19 protein-coding genes are annotated in these 18,301 nt (G+C 58.5%); 17 read left to right on the forward strand and 2 right to left on the reverse strand.

Going from position 1 to position 18,301, the window contains the following annotated elements:
* From MPJ51_RS14430 to MPJ51_RS14440, 3 genes are all read left to right on the forward strand, one after another.
* The coding region (locus tag MPJ51_RS14430; protein WP_298388163.1) for a superoxide dismutase family protein at nucleotides 1-443 on the forward strand (443 nt) is incomplete at its 5' end.
* Nucleotides 444-556: 113 nt separating this feature from the next.
* Entirely contained in the window at nucleotides 557-1,261 is a 705-nt protein-coding gene (locus tag MPJ51_RS14435; protein WP_298388165.1) for a CoA transferase subunit A, read from the forward strand.
* Nucleotides 1,261-1,887: a CoA transferase subunit B gene (locus MPJ51_RS14440; RefSeq protein ID WP_298388168.1), complete on the forward strand. Its 627-nt coding sequence runs from the start codon at nucleotides 1,261-1,263 to the stop codon at nucleotides 1,885-1,887. Before MPJ51_RS14435 ends, MPJ51_RS14440 begins: the two co-directional genes overlap by 1 nt.
* Nucleotides 1,888-1,927: 40 nt before the next feature.
* Here the strand turns inward: MPJ51_RS14440 and MPJ51_RS14445 are convergent, their stop codons facing one another.
* Entirely contained in the window at nucleotides 1,928-2,725 is a 798-nt protein-coding gene (locus tag MPJ51_RS14445; protein ID WP_298388233.1) for a lytic transglycosylase domain-containing protein, read from the reverse strand.
* A gap of 421 nt (nucleotides 2,726-3,146) precedes the next feature.
* Here MPJ51_RS14445 and MPJ51_RS14450 point away from each other — a divergent pair, with 421 nt between their 5' ends.
* The 13 genes from MPJ51_RS14450 to MPJ51_RS14510 all read left to right on the forward strand — a co-directional run bounded on the left by MPJ51_RS14450 (nucleotide 3,147) and on the right by MPJ51_RS14510 (nucleotide 15,264).
* Nucleotides 3,147-3,338 carry a hypothetical protein gene (locus tag MPJ51_RS14450; protein WP_298388172.1) on the forward strand — a complete coding sequence of 64 codons (192 nt, stop codon included), beginning with the start codon at nucleotides 3,147-3,149 and terminating at the stop codon, nucleotides 3,336-3,338.
* 99 nt (nucleotides 3,339-3,437) lie between these two features.
* Nucleotides 3,438-3,632 (forward strand): hypothetical protein, encoded by a 195-nt coding sequence (locus tag MPJ51_RS14455; RefSeq protein ID WP_298388175.1) that lies wholly within the window; start codon nucleotides 3,438-3,440, stop codon nucleotides 3,630-3,632.
* Nucleotides 3,633-3,806: 174 nt separating this feature from the next.
* Nucleotides 3,807-4,688, forward strand: a complete 882-nt coding sequence (gene cpaB, locus MPJ51_RS14460; RefSeq protein ID WP_298388177.1) for a Flp pilus assembly protein CpaB — start codon at nucleotides 3,807-3,809, stop codon at nucleotides 4,686-4,688.
* Nucleotides 4,689-4,882: 194 nt separating this feature from the next.
* Nucleotides 4,883-6,289: a type II and III secretion system protein family protein gene (locus MPJ51_RS14465; protein ID WP_298388180.1), complete on the forward strand. Its 1,407-nt coding sequence runs from the start codon at nucleotides 4,883-4,885 to the stop codon at nucleotides 6,287-6,289.
* A 16-nt stretch (nucleotides 6,290-6,305) separates the two neighbouring features.
* Complete coding sequence (locus MPJ51_RS14470) at nucleotides 6,306-6,947, forward strand: OmpA family protein (protein ID WP_298388182.1); 642 nt, start codon at nucleotides 6,306-6,308, stop codon at nucleotides 6,945-6,947.
* Nucleotides 6,948-7,153: 206 nt separating this feature from the next.
* A complete protein-coding gene (locus MPJ51_RS14475; RefSeq protein ID WP_298388185.1) occupies nucleotides 7,154-8,383 on the forward strand; it encodes an AAA family ATPase in 1,230 nt (409 codons plus the stop codon).
* 17 nt (nucleotides 8,384-8,400) lie between these two features.
* On the forward strand, nucleotides 8,401-9,831 hold the full coding sequence (locus MPJ51_RS14480) for a CpaF family protein (protein WP_298388188.1): 1,431 nt from the start codon (nucleotides 8,401-8,403) through the stop codon (nucleotides 9,829-9,831).
* A gap of 12 nt (nucleotides 9,832-9,843) precedes the next feature.
* Nucleotides 9,844-10,812: a type II secretion system F family protein gene (locus MPJ51_RS14485; protein WP_298388191.1), complete on the forward strand. Its 969-nt coding sequence runs from the start codon at nucleotides 9,844-9,846 to the stop codon at nucleotides 10,810-10,812.
* Between the two features lie 10 nt (nucleotides 10,813-10,822).
* Nucleotides 10,823-11,800: a type II secretion system F family protein gene (locus MPJ51_RS14490; protein WP_298388193.1), complete on the forward strand. Its 978-nt coding sequence runs from the start codon at nucleotides 10,823-10,825 to the stop codon at nucleotides 11,798-11,800.
* 81 nt (nucleotides 11,801-11,881) lie between these two features.
* The gene (locus tag MPJ51_RS14495; RefSeq protein ID WP_298388235.1) at nucleotides 11,882-12,406 is read left to right on the forward strand and encodes a tetratricopeptide repeat protein; all 525 of its coding nucleotides are present in this window, start codon (nucleotides 11,882-11,884) and stop codon (nucleotides 12,404-12,406) included.
* A gap of 30 nt (nucleotides 12,407-12,436) precedes the next feature.
* Nucleotides 12,437-13,288: a tetratricopeptide repeat protein gene (locus MPJ51_RS14500; RefSeq protein ID WP_298388196.1), complete on the forward strand. Its 852-nt coding sequence runs from the start codon at nucleotides 12,437-12,439 to the stop codon at nucleotides 13,286-13,288.
* A gap of 3 nt (nucleotides 13,289-13,291) precedes the next feature.
* The gene (locus tag MPJ51_RS14505) at nucleotides 13,292-13,837 is read left to right on the forward strand and encodes a prepilin peptidase (protein WP_298388199.1); all 546 of its coding nucleotides are present in this window, start codon (nucleotides 13,292-13,294) and stop codon (nucleotides 13,835-13,837) included.
* Nucleotides 13,838-13,956: 119 nt separating this feature from the next.
* Nucleotides 13,957-15,264: an ATPase gene (locus tag MPJ51_RS14510; protein WP_298388201.1), complete on the forward strand. Its 1,308-nt coding sequence runs from the start codon at nucleotides 13,957-13,959 to the stop codon at nucleotides 15,262-15,264.
* 30 nt (nucleotides 15,265-15,294) lie between these two features.
* Here MPJ51_RS14510 and MPJ51_RS14515 read toward each other — a convergent pair whose 3' ends face one another.
* Nucleotides 15,295-15,771 (reverse strand): DUF4405 domain-containing protein, encoded by a 477-nt coding sequence (locus tag MPJ51_RS14515; RefSeq protein WP_298388203.1) that lies wholly within the window; start codon nucleotides 15,769-15,771, stop codon nucleotides 15,295-15,297.
* Nucleotides 15,772-15,886: 115 nt separating this feature from the next.
* Here MPJ51_RS14515 and MPJ51_RS14520 point away from each other — a divergent pair, with 115 nt between their 5' ends.
* Nucleotides 15,887-18,298 carry a ligase-associated DNA damage response DEXH box helicase gene (locus MPJ51_RS14520; RefSeq protein WP_298388205.1) on the forward strand — a complete coding sequence of 804 codons (2,412 nt, stop codon included), beginning with the start codon at nucleotides 15,887-15,889 and terminating at the stop codon, nucleotides 18,296-18,298.
* Nucleotides 18,299-18,301 lie beyond the last annotated feature (3 nt).

The following is an 18,301-nucleotide window of genomic DNA, read 5'->3' on the forward strand; positions in this document are numbered from 1 at the left end:
AAGCCGAGATCATCAACGCGCAAGGTGACGTGATCGGCACAGCCACCGCCCAACAGGGCCCGCATGGCGTCCTGCTGCATGTGCGTGTGCGCGACCTGCCGCCGGGCAAACACGGGTTGCATCTGCACAGCCATGGGGTCTGCGAGCCCGGCGAAGGCTTTAAAACGGCCAAGGGTCATGTCGGCAAAGTCGAAGGTGCCCACGGGTTGATGAACCCCAAGGGTCCGGAACCCGGCGACCTGCCCAACCTCTATGTTGGCAGCGACGGGGTGGGCGAAATGGAGGCCTATACCACTCTGGTATCGCTGGAAGGTGGTGACAACGCATTGCTGGATGCGGATGGGTCGACCTTCATCATCCACGAAAAGGGGGACGACCACAAAAGCCAGCCGATCGGCGGGGCCGGTGGCCGCATCGCCTGCGGAATTCTGACTGCGGGTTAAGGCTGGTCTTCAGGGACTACCGTAGAAATACGTGAAACCGCTGGTTTCATTGACTTCCCAGAGACGTGGCGGCACAACCTGCGCCATCACCATGTCTTTGGGAGAGTTTTTCTATGAAGAAGGTCTATGCCAATGCCGCCGAGGCGCTCGATGGGGTGCTGTCGGATGGCATGATGATCGCGGCAGGCGGATTCGGCCTGTGCGGTATCCCCGAACTGCTGCTTGAGGCCATCAAGGATGCAGGCGCGCAGAACCTGACTTTTGCCTCGAACAACGCGGGCGTCGACGATTTCGGCATCGGCATCCTGCTGCAGACCAAGCAGGTCAAGAAAATGATCAGCTCGTATGTCGGCGAAAACGCCGAGTTCATGCGCCAGTATCTGAGTGGCGAGCTGGAGCTGGAGTTTAACCCGCAGGGCACTCTGGCCGAACGGATGCGCGCCGGTGGTGCGGGCATCCCGGGCTTCTACACCAAGACCGGTGTGGGCACCGTGATCGCCGAGGGCAAGGAACATAAAGACTTCAACGGCGAGACCTATATTCTGGAAGAAGGTATCTTTGCCGATCTGGCCATCGTCAAGGCGTGGAAGGCTGACGACACCGGCAATCTGGTGTTCCGCAAGACCGCCCGCAACTTCAACGTGCCCGCCGCCACCTGCGGCAAGATCTGCGTGGCCGAGGTTGAGGAAATCGTCCCGCGCGGCTCGCTGGACCCGGATATGATCCACCTGCCCGGCATCTATGTGCACCGCATCATTCAGGGCAGCCACGAAAAACGCATCGAACAACGCACCACCCGTAAGAAGGAGGACGCATAATGCCCTGGGACCGCAATCAGATGGCCGCCCGCGCGGCGCAAGAGCTGGAAGACGGCATGTATGTGAACCTCGGCATCGGTATTCCGACGCTGGTGGCGAACTATGTGGGTGACAAGGATATCACCCTGCAATCCGAGAACGGCATGCTGGGCATGGGCCCCTTCCCTTTCGAGGGCGAAGAAGACCCCGACCTGATCAATGCGGGCAAGCAGACGATCACCGAACTGTCCCGCACCTCGTATTTCGACAGTGCGACGTCTTTTGCCATGATCCGGGGCGGCAAGATCGCCGCCGCGATTCTGGGCGCCATGGAAGTGGACGAAAAAGGCGATCTGGCCAACTGGATGATTCCGGGCAAACTGGTCAAAGGCATGGGCGGCGCGATGGATCTTGTCGCCGGTGTCGGCCGTGTGATCGTGGTGATGGACCACACCAACAAGCATGGCGATTCCAAAGTGCTGAAGGAATGCACCCTGCCCCTGACTGGCAAAGGTGTGGTTGACCGCATCATCACCAATCTGGGCGTGCTGGATGTGGTCGAAGGCGGGTTGAAGATCGTCGAGACCGCCGATGGCGTAACCGAAGACGAGATTCGCGCCGCCACCGAGGCCAGCATTGTCGCCTGATCCCTGAACGCAAAGGCCCGCCAGATGTGGCGGGCCTTTTTCAGTTCAGGGCCTGAAACACGCACCCGTCCGAAATCAGATCGGGCGGCGTCGCACATAAGGCCCGCGCCACCTGAAACGCTGCCAGCACCTTTGGCACATAGTCGCGCGTCTCCGCATAGGGCGGCACTCCGCTGTGTTTACGCACCGCCCCCTCGCCTGCGTTGTACCCGGCCAGCACCAGAATCGGGTCATTGCCGAACTCTTCCATCAGCCAGTTGAGGTATTTGACCCCTCCGGCAATGTTCTGTTCGGGCACAAGGCTGTCTTGCACGCCGAAACGGGCAGCCGTTGCGGGCATCAATTGCATCAACCCCTGCGCCCCGGCGGAACTGACCGCTTTCTCGCGCCCCGCCGATTCGACTGAGATCACCGCCAGCACCAGCGCAGGTGACACCTTGGTTCCCACGGTCGAGCGCAAGATATCCACGCCGCGCTTTTGGGCGATGTCCTGCAATGTCTGCAAACGTGGCGCTTTCACCCCGGTCGAAGACAGCGCCTGTATCGCTTCGTCCAATCGGCCTGAACTGCCCTGGGCAAGTTCGGGCGACACGCGATTCCAGAATGCCTTGTAGGACCCGACCGGCTTGGGGGCTTCTCCGACTTGCGGCGGAACGGAATGCGGGACTTTTGCGCGCTCTATGATCTCGGGCACGACCAACTCGACACCGGTACTGGGGGCCGAGGGCCGCGCCGCGTGTTCTTCCGGGGATATCTGAACGGTCACTTTGGGCCGGGCACCGGGCTTAGGAGCCTTGATGCGTTTGGACACGCCTGCCGGTTCCTGCTCGGTCGCCATGACCGCCGGGCTGCCTGCCAGCACAAGCGCCGCAATACCGGCGCACGAAAATACGCTGCGGAAATTCATTATGCCTGCCTCAATTCTTCTTTTGAGGGATTTTGAACCGTGAATCGGCGCCCAACACCAGAAAAACAAAGCGAATTGGGGCAATTTCGCCTCATTTGGCGCAATTTTGCACCGCTTACCTAAGGGCCGCCAAAAAACTTCCCTGTGATTTTACTTTATTTTCAATGTGTTATGAAATTTCTCAACAAAAAGTTAAGCTTACAGCGAAAAAAAACGCGTTTGGCCCAATTCCTGCCATGCACAACAGGCAAACATAGACCCATACCGAGACGATCGGGAGCGGACTGAGAGAGAAAGCTCTGACAAGACGCCGAGGTTGAATTACATTTTGATCCTTTAGGAGGGACATAACATGATCAAGTTCATCAAGAACTTCCGCAAAGACGAAGACGGCGCCGTAACTGTTGACTGGGTCGTTCTGACCGCAGCTGTTGTTGCTCTGGCAGCCATCGCATACAACCAAGTCCGTGACGGCGCCAGCGAACTGGCCGGTAACGTCGAAAGCGCACTGAGCGCCGTGAAAGTTACGACTCCGGACATCTAAGAATACCAGACATTCTTGACATTACGTCAAGTACTGGGGGGGCATGCTTTTGCAGAAGGCGTGCCCCTTTTTTTTCACCCCGCTTGAATTGGTGGAGACATGTTGAACAAGTTAAAAGCCCTGTTTGCTGACGAATCCGGAGCGGTCACCGTTGACTGGGTGCTTATCACCGCTGCCGTTGTGGGCCTTGGTGGGTTGATGTATTCCCATTTTCACGAGCCTCTGCGCCATATTGACGAACAAACCGGTCAAGCCTTGGCCAATATAGAGATCGATCCAATCATCCTGGACTGAGAAGGTTGGCGATCACTATAGCTGCCCTGTGACAGCCACAGCGCGCACCATCGCAAACCGAAATATTCCCGCAGATTGTCCCATTTTTCGACACAATTTGAAAGTAGCGTGACAACTGAACCCAGAAGACGCAGTGCGTCGCGGGTAAATCTGAACAAATGAAACGAGGGACAAATGCGAGCAGTTTTTGGACTTGTTCTGATCATCGGGGTCGCTCTGGCCGGGGGCGCTGTTTACATGGCGCGCGAATACATCTCTGAAAACCAGTCAAAGCTGGAGAGAGAGCGGAAACTGCGGGAAGAGGCATTGGCCAATGCCCAACGCGAAGCGGTGCCACTGGTTGACGTGGTCGTGTCCAACCGCACGTTGAAATACGGTGAACGGCTTGTTCAGGACGATGTCCGAATCGTTCAATGGCCCGAAAACGCGATCCCCGAAGGCACCTTCGTTGAAATGGCTGTCCTGTTTCCTGAAACCGGCGACAATGAGCGCTTTGTTTTGCGGGCAATGGAAAAAGACGAAGCCATCATGCAAGTGAAGGTCACGCGGCCAGGCGAATCAGCCGGTCTGACCTCGCAGCTTCAAAAAGGCATGCGGGCTTTTGCCATCAGTGTTGATGTGGCCTCGGGCGTGTCGGGCTTTCTGCGCCCCGGAGACAAAGTTGACGTATACTGGACAGGTGTCCCGAGGGGGGGCAACGCTGGCGGGAAAGGCGATATTACGCGCCTGATCCAAAGCAATGTCGAACTTATTGCCGTTGATCAGACGGCCGGATCCGACATAACCGGAACAACAATCGCGCGTACGGTGACCGTGGCAGCTACGCCGGAACAGATCGCTGCCCTGGCGCTAGCGCAAAACACCGGGCGTCTGTCTCTGGCCTTGGTCGGTGTGCAGGATGAAACCGTGGCAAGCGTTATCGAGATTGATCAGCGTGCGTTGCTGGGAATCGAAGAAGAAGCACCGGCACCAGCGCCGGTTCTTGAAAAGGTCTGCACGATTAAAACCCGCAAGGGTGGCGAGACCGTGATTACGGAAATACCCTGCACAAACTAACGCTTAATCAGACTGTTAGTGAGCAAAGGCCGCACGGATCGTGCGGCCTTCTTTATTGGGTTGTTGCGCAATATCCACATAAGGAAAATTCCGGAAACCATTGATTATTGCAAAAAATCTGGTTTTCGCGCAGGGTTTCGAAACATAGGGCATAAGACCCGAAAAACATAGTGGTGATCGGAGAGGCAGGTCACATGACAATACGTTCCTTGATCAGCGCAACCCTGATGGGGTTGGCGCTTATTATGGCTCCAATCGGCAGTGCCGCTTGGGCTGAAGTTCTACGAGTGGTGAAGAACGGCACAGCGGAAACGCTGGACGTTCCGGTTAACCGTGCAATCGTGGTAGAAAGCGAAACACCGTTCGCGGAGCTTAGCATTGCAAATGCGGGCATCGCAGACATCTCGTCCCTTTCAGACCGCACAATCTATGTCCTGGGTAAGGCCCCGGGCCTGACCACGCTGACGCTGTTTGACGGTGCGGGCAACCTGATCACGAATATTCGTGTACGCGTGGCGCCGGACGTGTCGGAGTTCAAAGAGCGGCTGCGCCAGATTCTGCCAAATGAGCAGATCGAAGTGCGCACCGCAAATGACGGCATTGTCCTGTCGGGTACGATTTCGAGCAGCGCCAAGCTGGCACGTGCTCTGGAATTGGCCGAGCGCTATGCGCCAGAACGTGTTTCAAACCTGATGAATGTCGGTGGCCTGCAGCAAGTGATGCTGAAGGTTCGCTTTGCCGAAATGAACCGGACGGTTGCCAAAAGCCTGACAGCTTCGCTGGGTTTCAGTGGTGTGGACGCAACGGGCGGGTTCAACGCCTTGAACACTCAGGGTGCCTTGAACAACGCGCTGAACAATAACATCCCGTTGGCCCAAACGAATACCGGCGCCATCCTGTTCGGCTTTGGGGCGGGTTCGACGCAAGTTCGCCTGTTGCTGGAAGCCCTTGAAAGCAAAGGTCTTGCACGCAGTCTGGCTGAGCCGAATCTGTCCGCGCTGTCGGGACAGGAAGCGATGTTCCTGGCCGGCGGTCAAATCCCAGTTCCTGAACCGCAGGGCGATGGGGTCGTTGCCGTCGAATTCCGTTCATTCGGTGTTCAACTCGACTTCGTCCCACGCGTGGTTGATGGCGACCTGATCAATCTGGAGATAACGGCGGGCGTCTCAAGCCTGGATAACAGCATTGCTGTCTCGATCGGCGGTGACCCTGTTCCCGGCTTTACCGTACGCCAGACCAGCACAACGGTCGAATTGCGTGACGGTGAAAGCTTTGCAATCGCCGGTTTGCTGCAGGATGACTTTACCGATCTGAACAGTCAGATCCCCTGGCTGGGCGACCTTCCGGTGCTGGGCGCATTGTTCCGCAGCGCGGAATACCAGCGCAATCAAAGTGAGCTTGTGATTATCATCACTGTGCATCTTGTGTCTCCGACCCGGGGCGAGGCCTTGGCTCTGCCCACAGATCGCGTGAAGCCGCCCAGCGAATTCGACCTGTTTGTGAATGGCAAGGTGGCCCGCACGGAACGTGCCGGCAATGGTGCAGCCTCGGAAGTGGCCAATCAGGATTTTGGCAACTCCTACGGCTACATCCTGGATTGATTGGGAGGATAGACCAATGCAGAAATGGATCATCATCCTGGGCCTTTCAGCCTCGATCGCAGGTTGTACCCGCGAAGCCGGTTACGAGATCGACCAAGGGTCCTTTGGCAATGCAACGCTCAATAACGTGCAGGTTGCGAATGGTGAGCTGACCTATGGTCAGATCCTCGGGCAGCGCTTTGCTGCCGAGGTTCCGACCCAGATCAACTTTGCCTTCGACAGCGCCCAGTTGGACGCTTCGGCCCAGCGCATCCTGTTGCAGCAGGCGGATTGGATCAAACAGTTCCCCGAAGCACGGTTCCGCGTATACGGTCATACCGACGCAGTGGGTTCATCCAGCTACAACAGGGCCTTGGGTCAGCGCCGCGCCAATGCGGCGGTGGCATTCCTGACCCGCCAGGGAATCTCGCGCGATCGGCTAGAGGCTGTCGTGTCCTTTGGCAAAAGCCGTCCCCTGATCGACACTCCGAATCGGGATCGGCGCAATCGCCGAACGGTGACCGAAGTTTCAGGCTTTGTAGATCGGCATCCGCAAGTTCTGGATGGTAAATACGCCCAGATCATCTATCGCGAATACGTCGATAGTGCCACGCTCAGAACCAGCCTCTCGTACCAGGTCAATCTTGGTGACGGCGGCGGCGGTGGCGGCGGCGAATAAGACAATAAAACGTGATTGGGCGGCATCGTCGCCCAATTCCCAACAATTGGTTCTTTTGCGCCCAATTCTCGCCCAACTTCCAAGGGACATTGAGAACAATAGGGTGACCTGCGGCCTAGATTGGCCGCATCAGGGCGACAGCAGACCAGAAGTTTCCCATTCAGGTTCATACGGTTTGCTCAGCCCTCACGACGAGGATTGTGTTAATGACGAGCGCGACGCCGCAAGATGAAAATACCAGCATTCTGGCCTGTACCGTCAGCCGGGATGTCCAGAATTTCGATCTGCTGATCGAGGATATGGAAGCCGCGCTGGGGGAAAGATGGGGCGACCTGGGATTTGCCGAAGCGCTCGCCTTTTTCAACCAACCCGAGGCCGAATCACTGCAGTTTGTTGCCCTGGCACTGGACGGGGATGATGAAGACAATCTGACCTTGATGGGTGAAATCATCACCCAGGCCAAGGAAAAGGGCATCAAGGTCGTTCTGATCGCCGAAGATGTGACCCCTGCCTCGCTGCACCAGTTGCTGCGCAAAGGCGCGGATGAATTCGTCCCCTACCCCCTTCCCGAGAAGGAACTGCAGGAAGCCATCGAACGGATGAACCGGCCCGATCCGGTTGCCGCCCCGCAATCAGGGGTGGTTCTGTCCGATGGGACATCCAAAGAAGGCGCGTTGTTCGTGGTTCAGGGTTTGGCCGGGGGTGTCGGCTCGACTACTTTGGCGGTCAATCTGGCATGGGAATTGGCCACCGTATCGGCCAAGGATGCGCCCAAGGTCTGCCTGATCGATCTGGACATGCAGTATGGCACCGTTTCGACCTATCTCGACCTGCCGCGTCACGAGGCCGTGTTCGAAATGATGTCGGATACATCGTCGATGGATGAGGAATCCTTTGGCTTCGCCCTGCAAACTTTCGAGGACAAGCTTGAGGTCCTGACTGCGCCATCGGACATGGTGCCGCTGGACATCATCACGCCCGAAGACATTCAAAAGGTGCTCGACACCGCACTTAGCAATTTCGACTATGTTGTGGTCGATATGCCCAAAACCCTGGTGCATTGGTCCGAAACCGTGCTGCAAGCGGCGCATGTCTATTTTGCGCTGCTGGAACTGGACATGCGCTCGGCCCAGAATGCGCTGCGTCTGAAACGGGCGTTGCAGGCAGAGGAACTGCCTTTCAACAAGCTGCGTTTTGCGATGAACCGGGCGCCGAAGTTTACCGATCTCAACGGTAAGGGCCGGGTCAAGCGCATGGGCGAGAGCCTCGGCATCTCGATCGACCTGATGCTGCCCGATGGCGGCAAGCCGGTCATGCAAAGCGGCGACCACGGGCTGCCATTGGCCAGTTCCGCCGCAAAAAACCCGCTGCGCCGGGAAATCGCGAAACTTGCACAATCGCTTCATAGCCTTGGCAGCAGTGCCGAGGCTGCGTAACACGAGGGAGAGCCGCCGTGTTTTCAAGATACAAGAAACAGCCTTCGGCACAGCCGGTCGAGGCGCAACCGCAAGCTGCGGCTCCTGCCGCATCAGATGCCCAGACCACGGCCATGGTGCGCAAGCCGGTTCAGAAGAAGGTGGCCGAAGTTGTCGGCAGCGACAAAGAACGCAAGCGCAAGGAACGTTTGGGCGAAATCAAGCTGGAACTGCACCGCGAGCTGCTTGAGAACCTGAACCTCGCAGCCCTTGAAAACGCGGCCGAAGCTGAACTGCGCAACGAGATCAGTGCCATTGCCAGCGAAGTTCTGGAAACGCGCAGTATCGTTCTGAACCGCGAAGACCGCATGCAGCTGAACAAAGAACTGTATGACGAGGTCACCGGTCTTGGCCCGCTAGAGACCCTGCTGCAGGACGACACGGTCAACGATATTCTGGTCAACGGGCCACAGCAGATCTTTGTGGAACGTGCCGGTAAGCTGGAACTCAGCGACATCACCTTCAAGGACGAAAAGCACCTGATGCGGATCATCGACAAGATCGTGTCCGCTGTGGGTCGTCGTGTCGATGAATCCAACCCTTACGTTGACGCCCGTCTGGCCGATGGCTCGCGTTTCAACGCGATGGTGCCACCGATTGCGGTGGATGGATCGCTGGTGTCGATTCGTAAGTTCAAAAAAGACAAGCTGGGCATCGACGATCTGGTCAATTTCGGGGCTTTCACCGAAGAAATGGCCGCCTTTTTGCAGGCCGCAGTCTCGACCCGTCTGAACGTGATCGTCTCGGGCGGTACAGGTTCCGGTAAAACGACCACTCTGAATGCCCTGTCCAGTTTCATCGATGATGCCGAACGCATCCTGACCATCGAGGATACGGCGGAACTTCAGCTGCAACAGACCCATGTGGGCCGGATGGAAAGTCGCCCGCCCAACGTCGAAGGCAAAGGTGAGGTCAGCCCCCGCGACTGTCTGAAAAACGCCCTGCGTATGCGCCCCGACCGCATCATCGTGGGTGAGACGCGTGGCGCCGAGGTGATCGACATGTTGCAGGCCATGAACACCGGCCACGATGGCTCGATGACCACGATCCACGCCAACTCGGCCCGGGATGGTATCTCGCGTCTGGAAAACATGATCGCGATGGCGGGGATCGAAATGCCGATCAAAGCCGTCCGCAGCCAGATCTCATCGGCTGTGAACCTGATCGTGCAGGCCAGCCGCCTGCAGGATGGTTCGCGTCGCATGACCTCGATCACCGAGATTACTGGGATGGAAGGCGACGTCATCTCGATGCAGGAACTCTTTAAGTTTCAACGCGTTGGCCTGACACCCGACAACAAGATCATCGGTCACTTTACCGCCACCGGCGTGCGCAGCCACTATTCCGAGCGCTTCCGCCTGTGGGGTTATGACCTGCCGGCGTCGATCTACGACCCAACCACGATGTAGGAGACATCGGATATGCAACTGCCCACCGAGGTGATCATCTACGCCGTTATTTTCGTTGGCGTCCTGGCTCTGGTCGAAGGGATCTATCTGGTCGCCTTCGGCAAATCCATCAGCCTGAACAGCAAGGTCAATCGCCGTCTGGACATGATCGACAAGGGCGTCGGTCGCGAGCAGGTTCTGGAACAGCTGCGCAAGGAAATGCAGCAGCATATGAAAAGCCAGAGCATCCCGCTCTATTCCTTGCTGGCCGACAAGGCGCAGAAGGCGGCGATTGCCTTCAGCCCCCGGCAATTGATCATGATCATGGTGCTGGTCTCGGGCATGGCCTTTGCCGCGCTCAGCATCGCCACGGCAACGGATATGGTGCTGCGTGTCGCTCTTTCGATCGCGATTGGTGTTGGCGCGGTATACGCCTGGGTCAACAGAAAAGCCAAAAAACGCATGAGCATGATCGAAGAACAGTTGCCGGATGCGGTGGAACTTATGGTTCGTTCGCTGCGCGTCGGTAACCCGTTCACCTCTTCGGTGCAGATCGTGGCGTCCGAGGTTGAAGACCCTCTGGCAACGGAATTCGGCATCATCTCGGATGAGGTCGCCTATGGCCGCGATATCGGCGAGGCGCTGAAAGAAATGGCCGAACGCCTGGACATGCAGGATTTGCGGTTCCTTGCGGTGGCCGTGTCCATTCAGCAGCAATCAGGTGGTAACCTGGCCGAGATTCTGGCCGGTCTGGCCAAGGTGATCCGCGCCCGCTTTCGCCTGTTCCGCCGAGTCAAAGCTATCACCGCCGAGGCGCAATGGTCCGGCAAGTTCCTGTCCGGCTTTCCCGTTGCCTGTCTGCTTATCATTCAGGTGACCGATCCGCACTACTACGACTCGGTTCTGGACCACCCGCTATTCATTCCGGCCTGTTTCTTCGTCGGTATCATGCTGACGCTGAACCTGATCGTCATGCGCGTTCTAACCAACATCAAGGTCTGAGGCTGCTTTTATGGAACTCCTGACAAACATCAATGACTTCCTGACCTTGCACCTTGGCGAATTCGGCCCGCTGATCGTGGTCGGTGTGCTAGGTATGTTCATGATCCTGATCACCATTCCGCTGATGCTGAATCAGCCGGAAGACCCGCTGAAAAAGCTGCAGCGCTCGACCACTACCCCCAAGGGTGACAAGAAAAACAAGAAAGAGCGTCTGAGGCACTCGCGTCAGAACGAACAGCTTGAAAAGTTTGCGAATTTCCTCGAACCCAAGGATCAGGAAGAATATTCAGCCGTTCAATTGAAACTCCGTCAGGCGGGGTATCAGTCCAAGGATGCGGTGCGATTCTATCATTTCGCCCAATTCGCGCTGGGGCTTGTCGGCGTTCTGATCGGGGTCCTGCTGGTGACTGTTCTTGCCGGGGATCAGGAATTCGATGGTACGCAGATTGCGATCCGTGTCCTGACGCCCGGCATAGCCGGATATCTCCTCCCGAAATACTGGATCACCCGCCGCGTGGCCGAACGGGAAGAGGCGATCGTCGCCGGTTTCCCCGACACGCTTGACCTGATGCTGGTCTGCGTCGAGGCCGGTCAGTCGCTGGATCAGGCCATCGTGCGTGTTGCGGCCGAAATGAAAGCGTCGTACCCGGATATCGCGTTGGAATTCGAGGTTGTCGCCTATGAAATGAAAGCCGGTAAAGAGCGTGACACCGTTTTGCGCGATTTCGCGACCCGCTGCGGGGTGCAGGATGTCAGCGCCTTCGTCACCGTTATGATCCAATCGGCCACCTTTGGTACATCCATCGCCGAAGCGCTGCGGGTCTATGCGGGGGAAATGCGTGACAAACGCGTGATGCGCGCTGAAGAGGCGGCAAACAAGTTGCCAACCAAAATGACACTTGCCACAATGATGCTGACCGTGCCGCCGCTGCTGGTTATTCTCGTCGGTCCTTCGGCGAAAGGCCTTTCGGAGTTTGGTGCCGGATAAACGGACATCGGAGTTTGCCCCCTGATGAAACAGGCCGTTGATGTCGCCATCGCGCGGCTTCGCAAAACAGCTCAGGCCATCATGGTGTTTGCCATGGTGGCCTCTTGCACTGAAAGCGGCCCCGGGGATAACCCATTTGCGCCCGGCGTCGATCTCGATGGCCCCAAGGTCGATGAGGTGGCAATTGGCAATCGTCTGATGGTCGCCGGAGAGTATGATCTGGCGCTCGATTCCTTTACCCGTGCCGCGCTGGAAGAAGGGATGACGCCGGAAATCCTGACCTCGATCGGTACGGCCAATCTGGGCCTGCGCCGCCTTGGGCAGGCAGAGCCCCTGCTGCGCCGCGCAGCCGAAGAAGACCCGGACTGGCCCGTAGCCTGGAACAATCTGGGCGTTTTCCTCATGGAAACCGGCGAATACCCCGAGGCCGCGCAGGTCTTTCGCCATGCCTATGCGTTGGACAATGGCGAAAGTGACGCAATCCGTGACAATCTGCGGTTAGCACTCGCAAAAATGGAAAATCCTGTTAATAATACCCCCCAAGAACAAGAATTTGAACTGGAACAGCAAGGAAACGGAGAGTTCCTGCTGAGAAAAATCCAGTAACCAGAGGCAAGAGCAGCAGAGGACGCAAAAATGCGCCACCCCTTCTTGATTCCAACCATCGTTGCCGGCGGTGTGATCCTGTCCGCCTGTGCAAAAGAGACCGAAGAAGAAAAGGTCGAACGCACCTTTCAGGAAGTGAACGTCATTGACGAGACCAACCTGAACGACGTGATGTTGGCAGCCGCCGATCCAAATGAGGCGGCCACCTATTTTCAAGGCATTTCAAACAAGTACCCGGACCGGATCGACCTTCAGCGCGGGCTGGCAATCTCTCTGTCCCGCGCCAAGCGCACGACCGAGGCCGCAACCGCCTGGAAACGCGTAACGACGATGAAAGGCGCGACCAACGGAGACAAGTTGGAATATGCCGACGCACAGGTGCGCAATGGCAACTGGAAAGGGGCCAAGGCCACGCTGGACACGATCCCACCCACCTACGAGACGTTCAAACGCTACCGGCTTGAGGCCGTGGTGGCGGATTCCAACAAGGATTGGAAACGCGCCGACCAGTTCTATGAAACCGCAGTGGGTCTGACCACCCGCCCTGCCGGTGTCATGAACAACTGGGGATATTCCAAGCTGACCCGCGGCCAGTTTTCCGAGGCCGAGCGCCTGTTCTCCGAGGCCGTGCGCCAGGACAGTTCCTTGTTTACCGCCAAGAACAACCTCGTTCTGGCCCGCAGCGCCCAAGGCAACTACAGCCTGCCCGTCATCCCGATGAGCCAGGTCGAGCGCGCCCAGCTTCTGAACACGATGGCGATCTCGGCCGTCAAGCGGGGTGACGTCAACACCGCCAAGAACCTCTTCCGCGAGGCCATCGCCACACATCCGCAGCATTTCGACGAAGCCGTCCGCTCGCTGCGCGCGCTCGAGGAAGCCTGACCGATGGTCATACCAGCGCTGGCGGCGGCGTGGTTTCTGATTTTCGTGGCACCGATCTGTTTTTATGTGGCCTTCACGGACATGCGTGAGATGCAGATCAAGAACCAGGCAGTCTATGCCCTGGCGCTGGTTTTTATCATTGTCGGGTTTTTTGTACTGCCACCCTGGTCCGGTGACTGGGCCGTCGGCAGTATCGGTCCGCTTACCCTGAACCTGCCGGTCTATGTCTGGCAACTGTCTCATATCATTATCGTTTTGCTGTTCGGCATGGTCATGAACGCCGCCGGCGCGATGGGTGCCGGGGACGCAAAATTCTGTGCCGCTGCCGCGCCGTTCATCTGGGCTGCTGATCTGATGCCGCTGTTGATGATCCTGATGTCGACCACCTTGGGGGCAACAGCGGCGCACCGGCTGGCCAAGCACACCCCGCTGCGTCAGATCGCTCCGCATTGGGAAAGCTGGGATCGGGGCAAGAAATTCCCCATGGGTCTGGTGCTGGCAGGCAGCCTGACCATCTATCTGATTCTGGGCATAATTAACGGATCGTAAACAATCATAAGCCCGCCTTGCCCGCGCCTTGGTCATGCCACAAATCCGCGACAGATTTTTCCTCAAGCAGCCCTGCCTCGGGGCATTTCGCATGACGATAGAACAGACGGGCAACGCTCATGAATATGCAGACCACCTCCGTTATTGCCCCTCCGGCCCCGAAAGGGTTGACGGAAATGCAGCTTCCGCTGGTGATGATGCGGGATATCCTGCTGAAAACCATGTTCCGCAAGAACGTGGATACCGTTTCGGAAGTGGCCGAGGCCGTGTGCCTGCCGGGGTCCGTCACGCAGGAACTGATCGACATCGCGCGCGAACAGAAACTGCTTGAGGCGACCGGCACCCTGAGCGCCAACAGCGGCAACGAGATGGGCTATCAGCTGACCGACGCAGGCAAGGCCCGGGCGCTGGATGCGCTTAGCCAGTCCGAATATTTCGGCGCCATGCCCGTGCCGCTGGATGTCTACCGCGAGCAGGTAAAGCGGCAGTCGATCCGCAACATTCAGGTCACCCGCGACCAACTGACCGGCGCGATGGGCCATCTGGTTTTGCCGGACAGCCTACTGGACCATCTGGGCCCGGCGGTCAGCGCGGGTCGGTCGATCCTGATGTACGGCCCTCCGGGCAACGGTAAGTCGTCCATCTCGAACGGTATCCGTGACGCGCTGGGGGACAATGTCTATGTGCCGCGTGCCATCGAATATGCCGGTCAGGTGATCACCGTTTACGACCCGATCGTGCACACCGCAATCGAACAAGAGGCCGACGACCCCAACAGCCTGCGCCGCCGCAAGCGGTTCGACACGCGCTATGTGCAATGCGAACGCCCGACCGTTGTGACCGGCGGTGAACTGTCGCTCAGCATGCTGGATCTGGTCTACAACCCTACCGCGCGGACCTATCAGGCACCGCTGCAACTGAAGTCCACCGGCGGCATCTTCATCGTGGACGACCTTGGCCGTCAGGCGGAACCACCGCAGGCGCTGATCAACCGCTGGATTGTTCCGCTGGAAGAAAGCAAGGATATCCTCGGCCTGCAATCGGGTGAGAAATTCGAGGTCCCCTTCGACACGCTGGTCATCTTCTCGACCAACTTCCACCCGAACGAAATCTTCGACCAAGCGGCCCTGCGCCGGATCTTCTTCAAGATCAAGATCGACGGCCCGAACCAGGAAAACTTCCTGAAAATCTTCGCCATGGTGGCCCGCAAACGTGGCATGCCGCTGGACGAATCCGCGCTGGTGCATCTGCTCAAGGTCAAATACCCGACCATCAACAACATCTACGCCAACTATCAGCCGATCTTCCTGATCGACCAGATGATCGCGATCTGCGAATTCGAAGGCATCCCCTATCAGATGAGCCCCGACCTGATCGACCGGGCCTGGGCCAACATGTTCGTCAAAGACGAAAAAATCGTAAAATAAAGCGAAAGGGGGCCTTGGCCCCCTTTCTCCTTATGGGAACAGCGCGCCCAACACCTGCATCCGTACCCCGCGATCCCCGCCTGTCAGCGCGGTCATCGGCATATCCGGCGCAGCGTTGAAGCCAGCCTCACTCAGCAAAGCCAACCCGGTTTGAATGTCCCGACCGCTCAGCGCGATGACAGTATCGACATCAGCCGCATCGATCGCCCGGAACACGGCACCAACCGGGCTACCGGACTCTGCCACAGGCCAGAACGACACGGCCAGCGCAACGACGCTCGCAGCCATCAAAGCCAATGCAACAGGGCGCTTGAAATAGGTTTTGAAGGGCCGCCAGTTCAGCACAAGATGCGCCGCTACACCTGCCAACAGCACCCATCCGGCCCATTCGTGGATAAACTGATTCAAACCGGAATCGAGGTGAAAGAACAAAAGAACGCCGCTGACGCCCATGACCAAAAAACTGCCTGCGGTCAGCGGTGTCGCCCAAGTTCGGAGGGAGGTCATCATCTACTCCTGAGATTTACAGCGCGTTCTCTGAATCAACGCGCGACCGGCAGTTTTCCGACGCACCAATCACAAATAAAATTTCCTTTTTCAGCGCCTTCGTTACATTTGGGTCATGACTACCCTGCCCTCCCCAATCTCTGACTGGTTTTCGTCCCAGGGCTGGGCCATCCATCTGCATCAACACGCCATGATCGACCGCGCGCAAGATCCCGCAACGCTGCTGATCGCGCCAACCGGGGGCGGCAAGACCATGGCCGGGTTTCTGCCTACATTGTCGGAACTAGCCGAAAACCCGCCCGATGGGTTGCACACCATCTATGTCTCCCCGCTCAAGGCGCTGGCGGCGGATATCAAGCGCAACCTGCGTCGCCCGGCGGATGAGATCGGCCTGCCGATCCGGATCGAGGACCGTACCGGCGACACCTCAGCCACGCAAAAGAAACGGCAACGCGCCGACCCGCCGCATATCCTGCTGACAACGCCTGAAAGCCTGGCCCTGCTGACCTCATACGAAGATGCGCCGCGCATGTTCGACGGGGTGCAGCGGGTGATCGTGGACGAAATTCACGCGCTGGCCGAAAGCAAGCGCGGCGATCAGTTGATGCTGGCGCTGGCGCGGTTGCAACGTCTCTGCCCCGATCTGCGGCGCGTGGGTCTGTCGGCAACGGTGGAAGACCCCGAGGCCATCGCCCGCTTTCTGGCCCGTCACCCTGACCCGTGCCAGATCATTCAGGCCGATCCCGGGCCGGACCCCGATATCTCGATGCTGGAAACCCACGAAATGCCGCCCTGGTCCGGAGGTGGGGCGGCCTATGCGATCCCTGCCGTGCTGGATCAGATCAGACAGCACAAGACGACGTTGATCTTTCACAACACCCGCGCGCAGGCCGAGATTTTCTTTCACAACCTCTGGCTGGCCAATGACGAAGGCCTGCCCATCGGCATCCATCATGGCAGTCTCGACCGGCAACAACGCGAACGGGTCGAGGGCGCCATGGTTCGGGGAGAGCTGCGCGCCATCGTCTGCACCGGCTCTCTGGATCTAGGCATTGATTGGGGCGATGTGGATCTGGTGATCCAGATCGGCGCGCCCAAGAACGTCAAACGGCTGGTACAGCGGATCGGGCGGGCCAATCACCGCTATAACGCGCCGTCCAAGGCTCTGCTTGTGCCTGCCAACCGCTTCGAAGTCGTCGAATGCGTGGCAGCGCTTGAGGCGGTGCAAGCGCATGATCTGGATGGTGATCCGCGCGGGCCGGGGCCACGGGATGTGCTGTGCCAGCATATCCTGATCGCTGCAGCCGCAGGCCCGTTTCAGGCCGACGATCTGTATACTGAGATGACCGCAGCCGGACCTTACGCCGCGCTGACCCGCGCCGAATTCGACGCCTGTCTCGATTTCTGCGCCACCGGAGGCTACGCCCTGCGCGCCTATGATCGCTGGCAGCGGTTGCAACAACGCCCAGACGGCGCATGGCAGTTACGCGACCCGCGCGCAACGCGGCGTATCCGCATGAATCTGGGCACCATACAAGACACCGACACACTGAAAGTGCGGCTGAAACGCAGCCGGGGTGGCAAACCTCTGGGCGAGGTCGAGGAGGGCTTTGCCGCCTCGCTGACCCAAGGCGACACGTTCCTGATCGGCGGGCAGATCGTGCGTTATGAGGGGCTGCGCGAAATGGTGGTCGAGGTCAGTCGCCGCGCCGACCGAAAACCAAAGATCGCCACCTTCTCGGGCACGAAATTCGCCACCTCTACCCAGCTGAGCGACCGCATCCTGCGCATGTTCGCCCAACCCGATTGGCCGCAACTGCCACGCCACACGGCGGACTGGCTGGCCCTGCAACGCGACATCTCATGCCTGCCACAGCGCGACCGGTTGCTGATCGAGAGCTTTCCCAATGACGGGCGTGAAAACCTGTGCGTCTACGGCTTTGCCGGGCGCAATGCGCAGCAGACGCTGGGCCTGTTGCTGACCAAACGGATGGAGGAGACGGGCCTCGCCCCGCTGGGTTTTGTCGCCACCGACTACGCCACGCTGATCTGGGGGCTGGACGCGGTGACTGACCCCCGGCCCCTGTTCCGGCTTGAAGCGCTGCGCGACGGGCTGGACACATGGCTGGCCGGGAATGCGGTGATGAAACGCACCTTTCGCGCCTCGGCCACCATTGCCGGGCTGATCGAGCGCAACACCGGCGGGCAGCGCAAATCCGGGCGGCAGGCGACGTTTTCGTCGGATATCCTCTATGACACGCTACTGAAATACGACCCCGACCACCTGTTGATGCAAATCACCCGCGAAGAGGCAATGCGCGGCCTGGTCGATTTCGGCCGGATCGAGGCGATGATCGAACGGATCGGCGACCGGATCGACCTGAAGCGGCTGGATCGCGTCTCTCCCCTGTCCGCGCCTCTGTTTCTTGAGGTCGGCAAGGTCCCGGTCAAAGGCGCTGCCGAAGAACGCCTGCTGGCCGAAGAAAGCGCTCGTCTGATGCAGGCAGCAGGGCTGAGCGCAGACTGAACC

It is taken from the genome of Ruegeria sp., from assembly GCF_028066395.1.
Classification (GTDB): Bacteria; Pseudomonadota; Alphaproteobacteria; order Rhodobacterales; family Rhodobacteraceae; genus Ruegeria.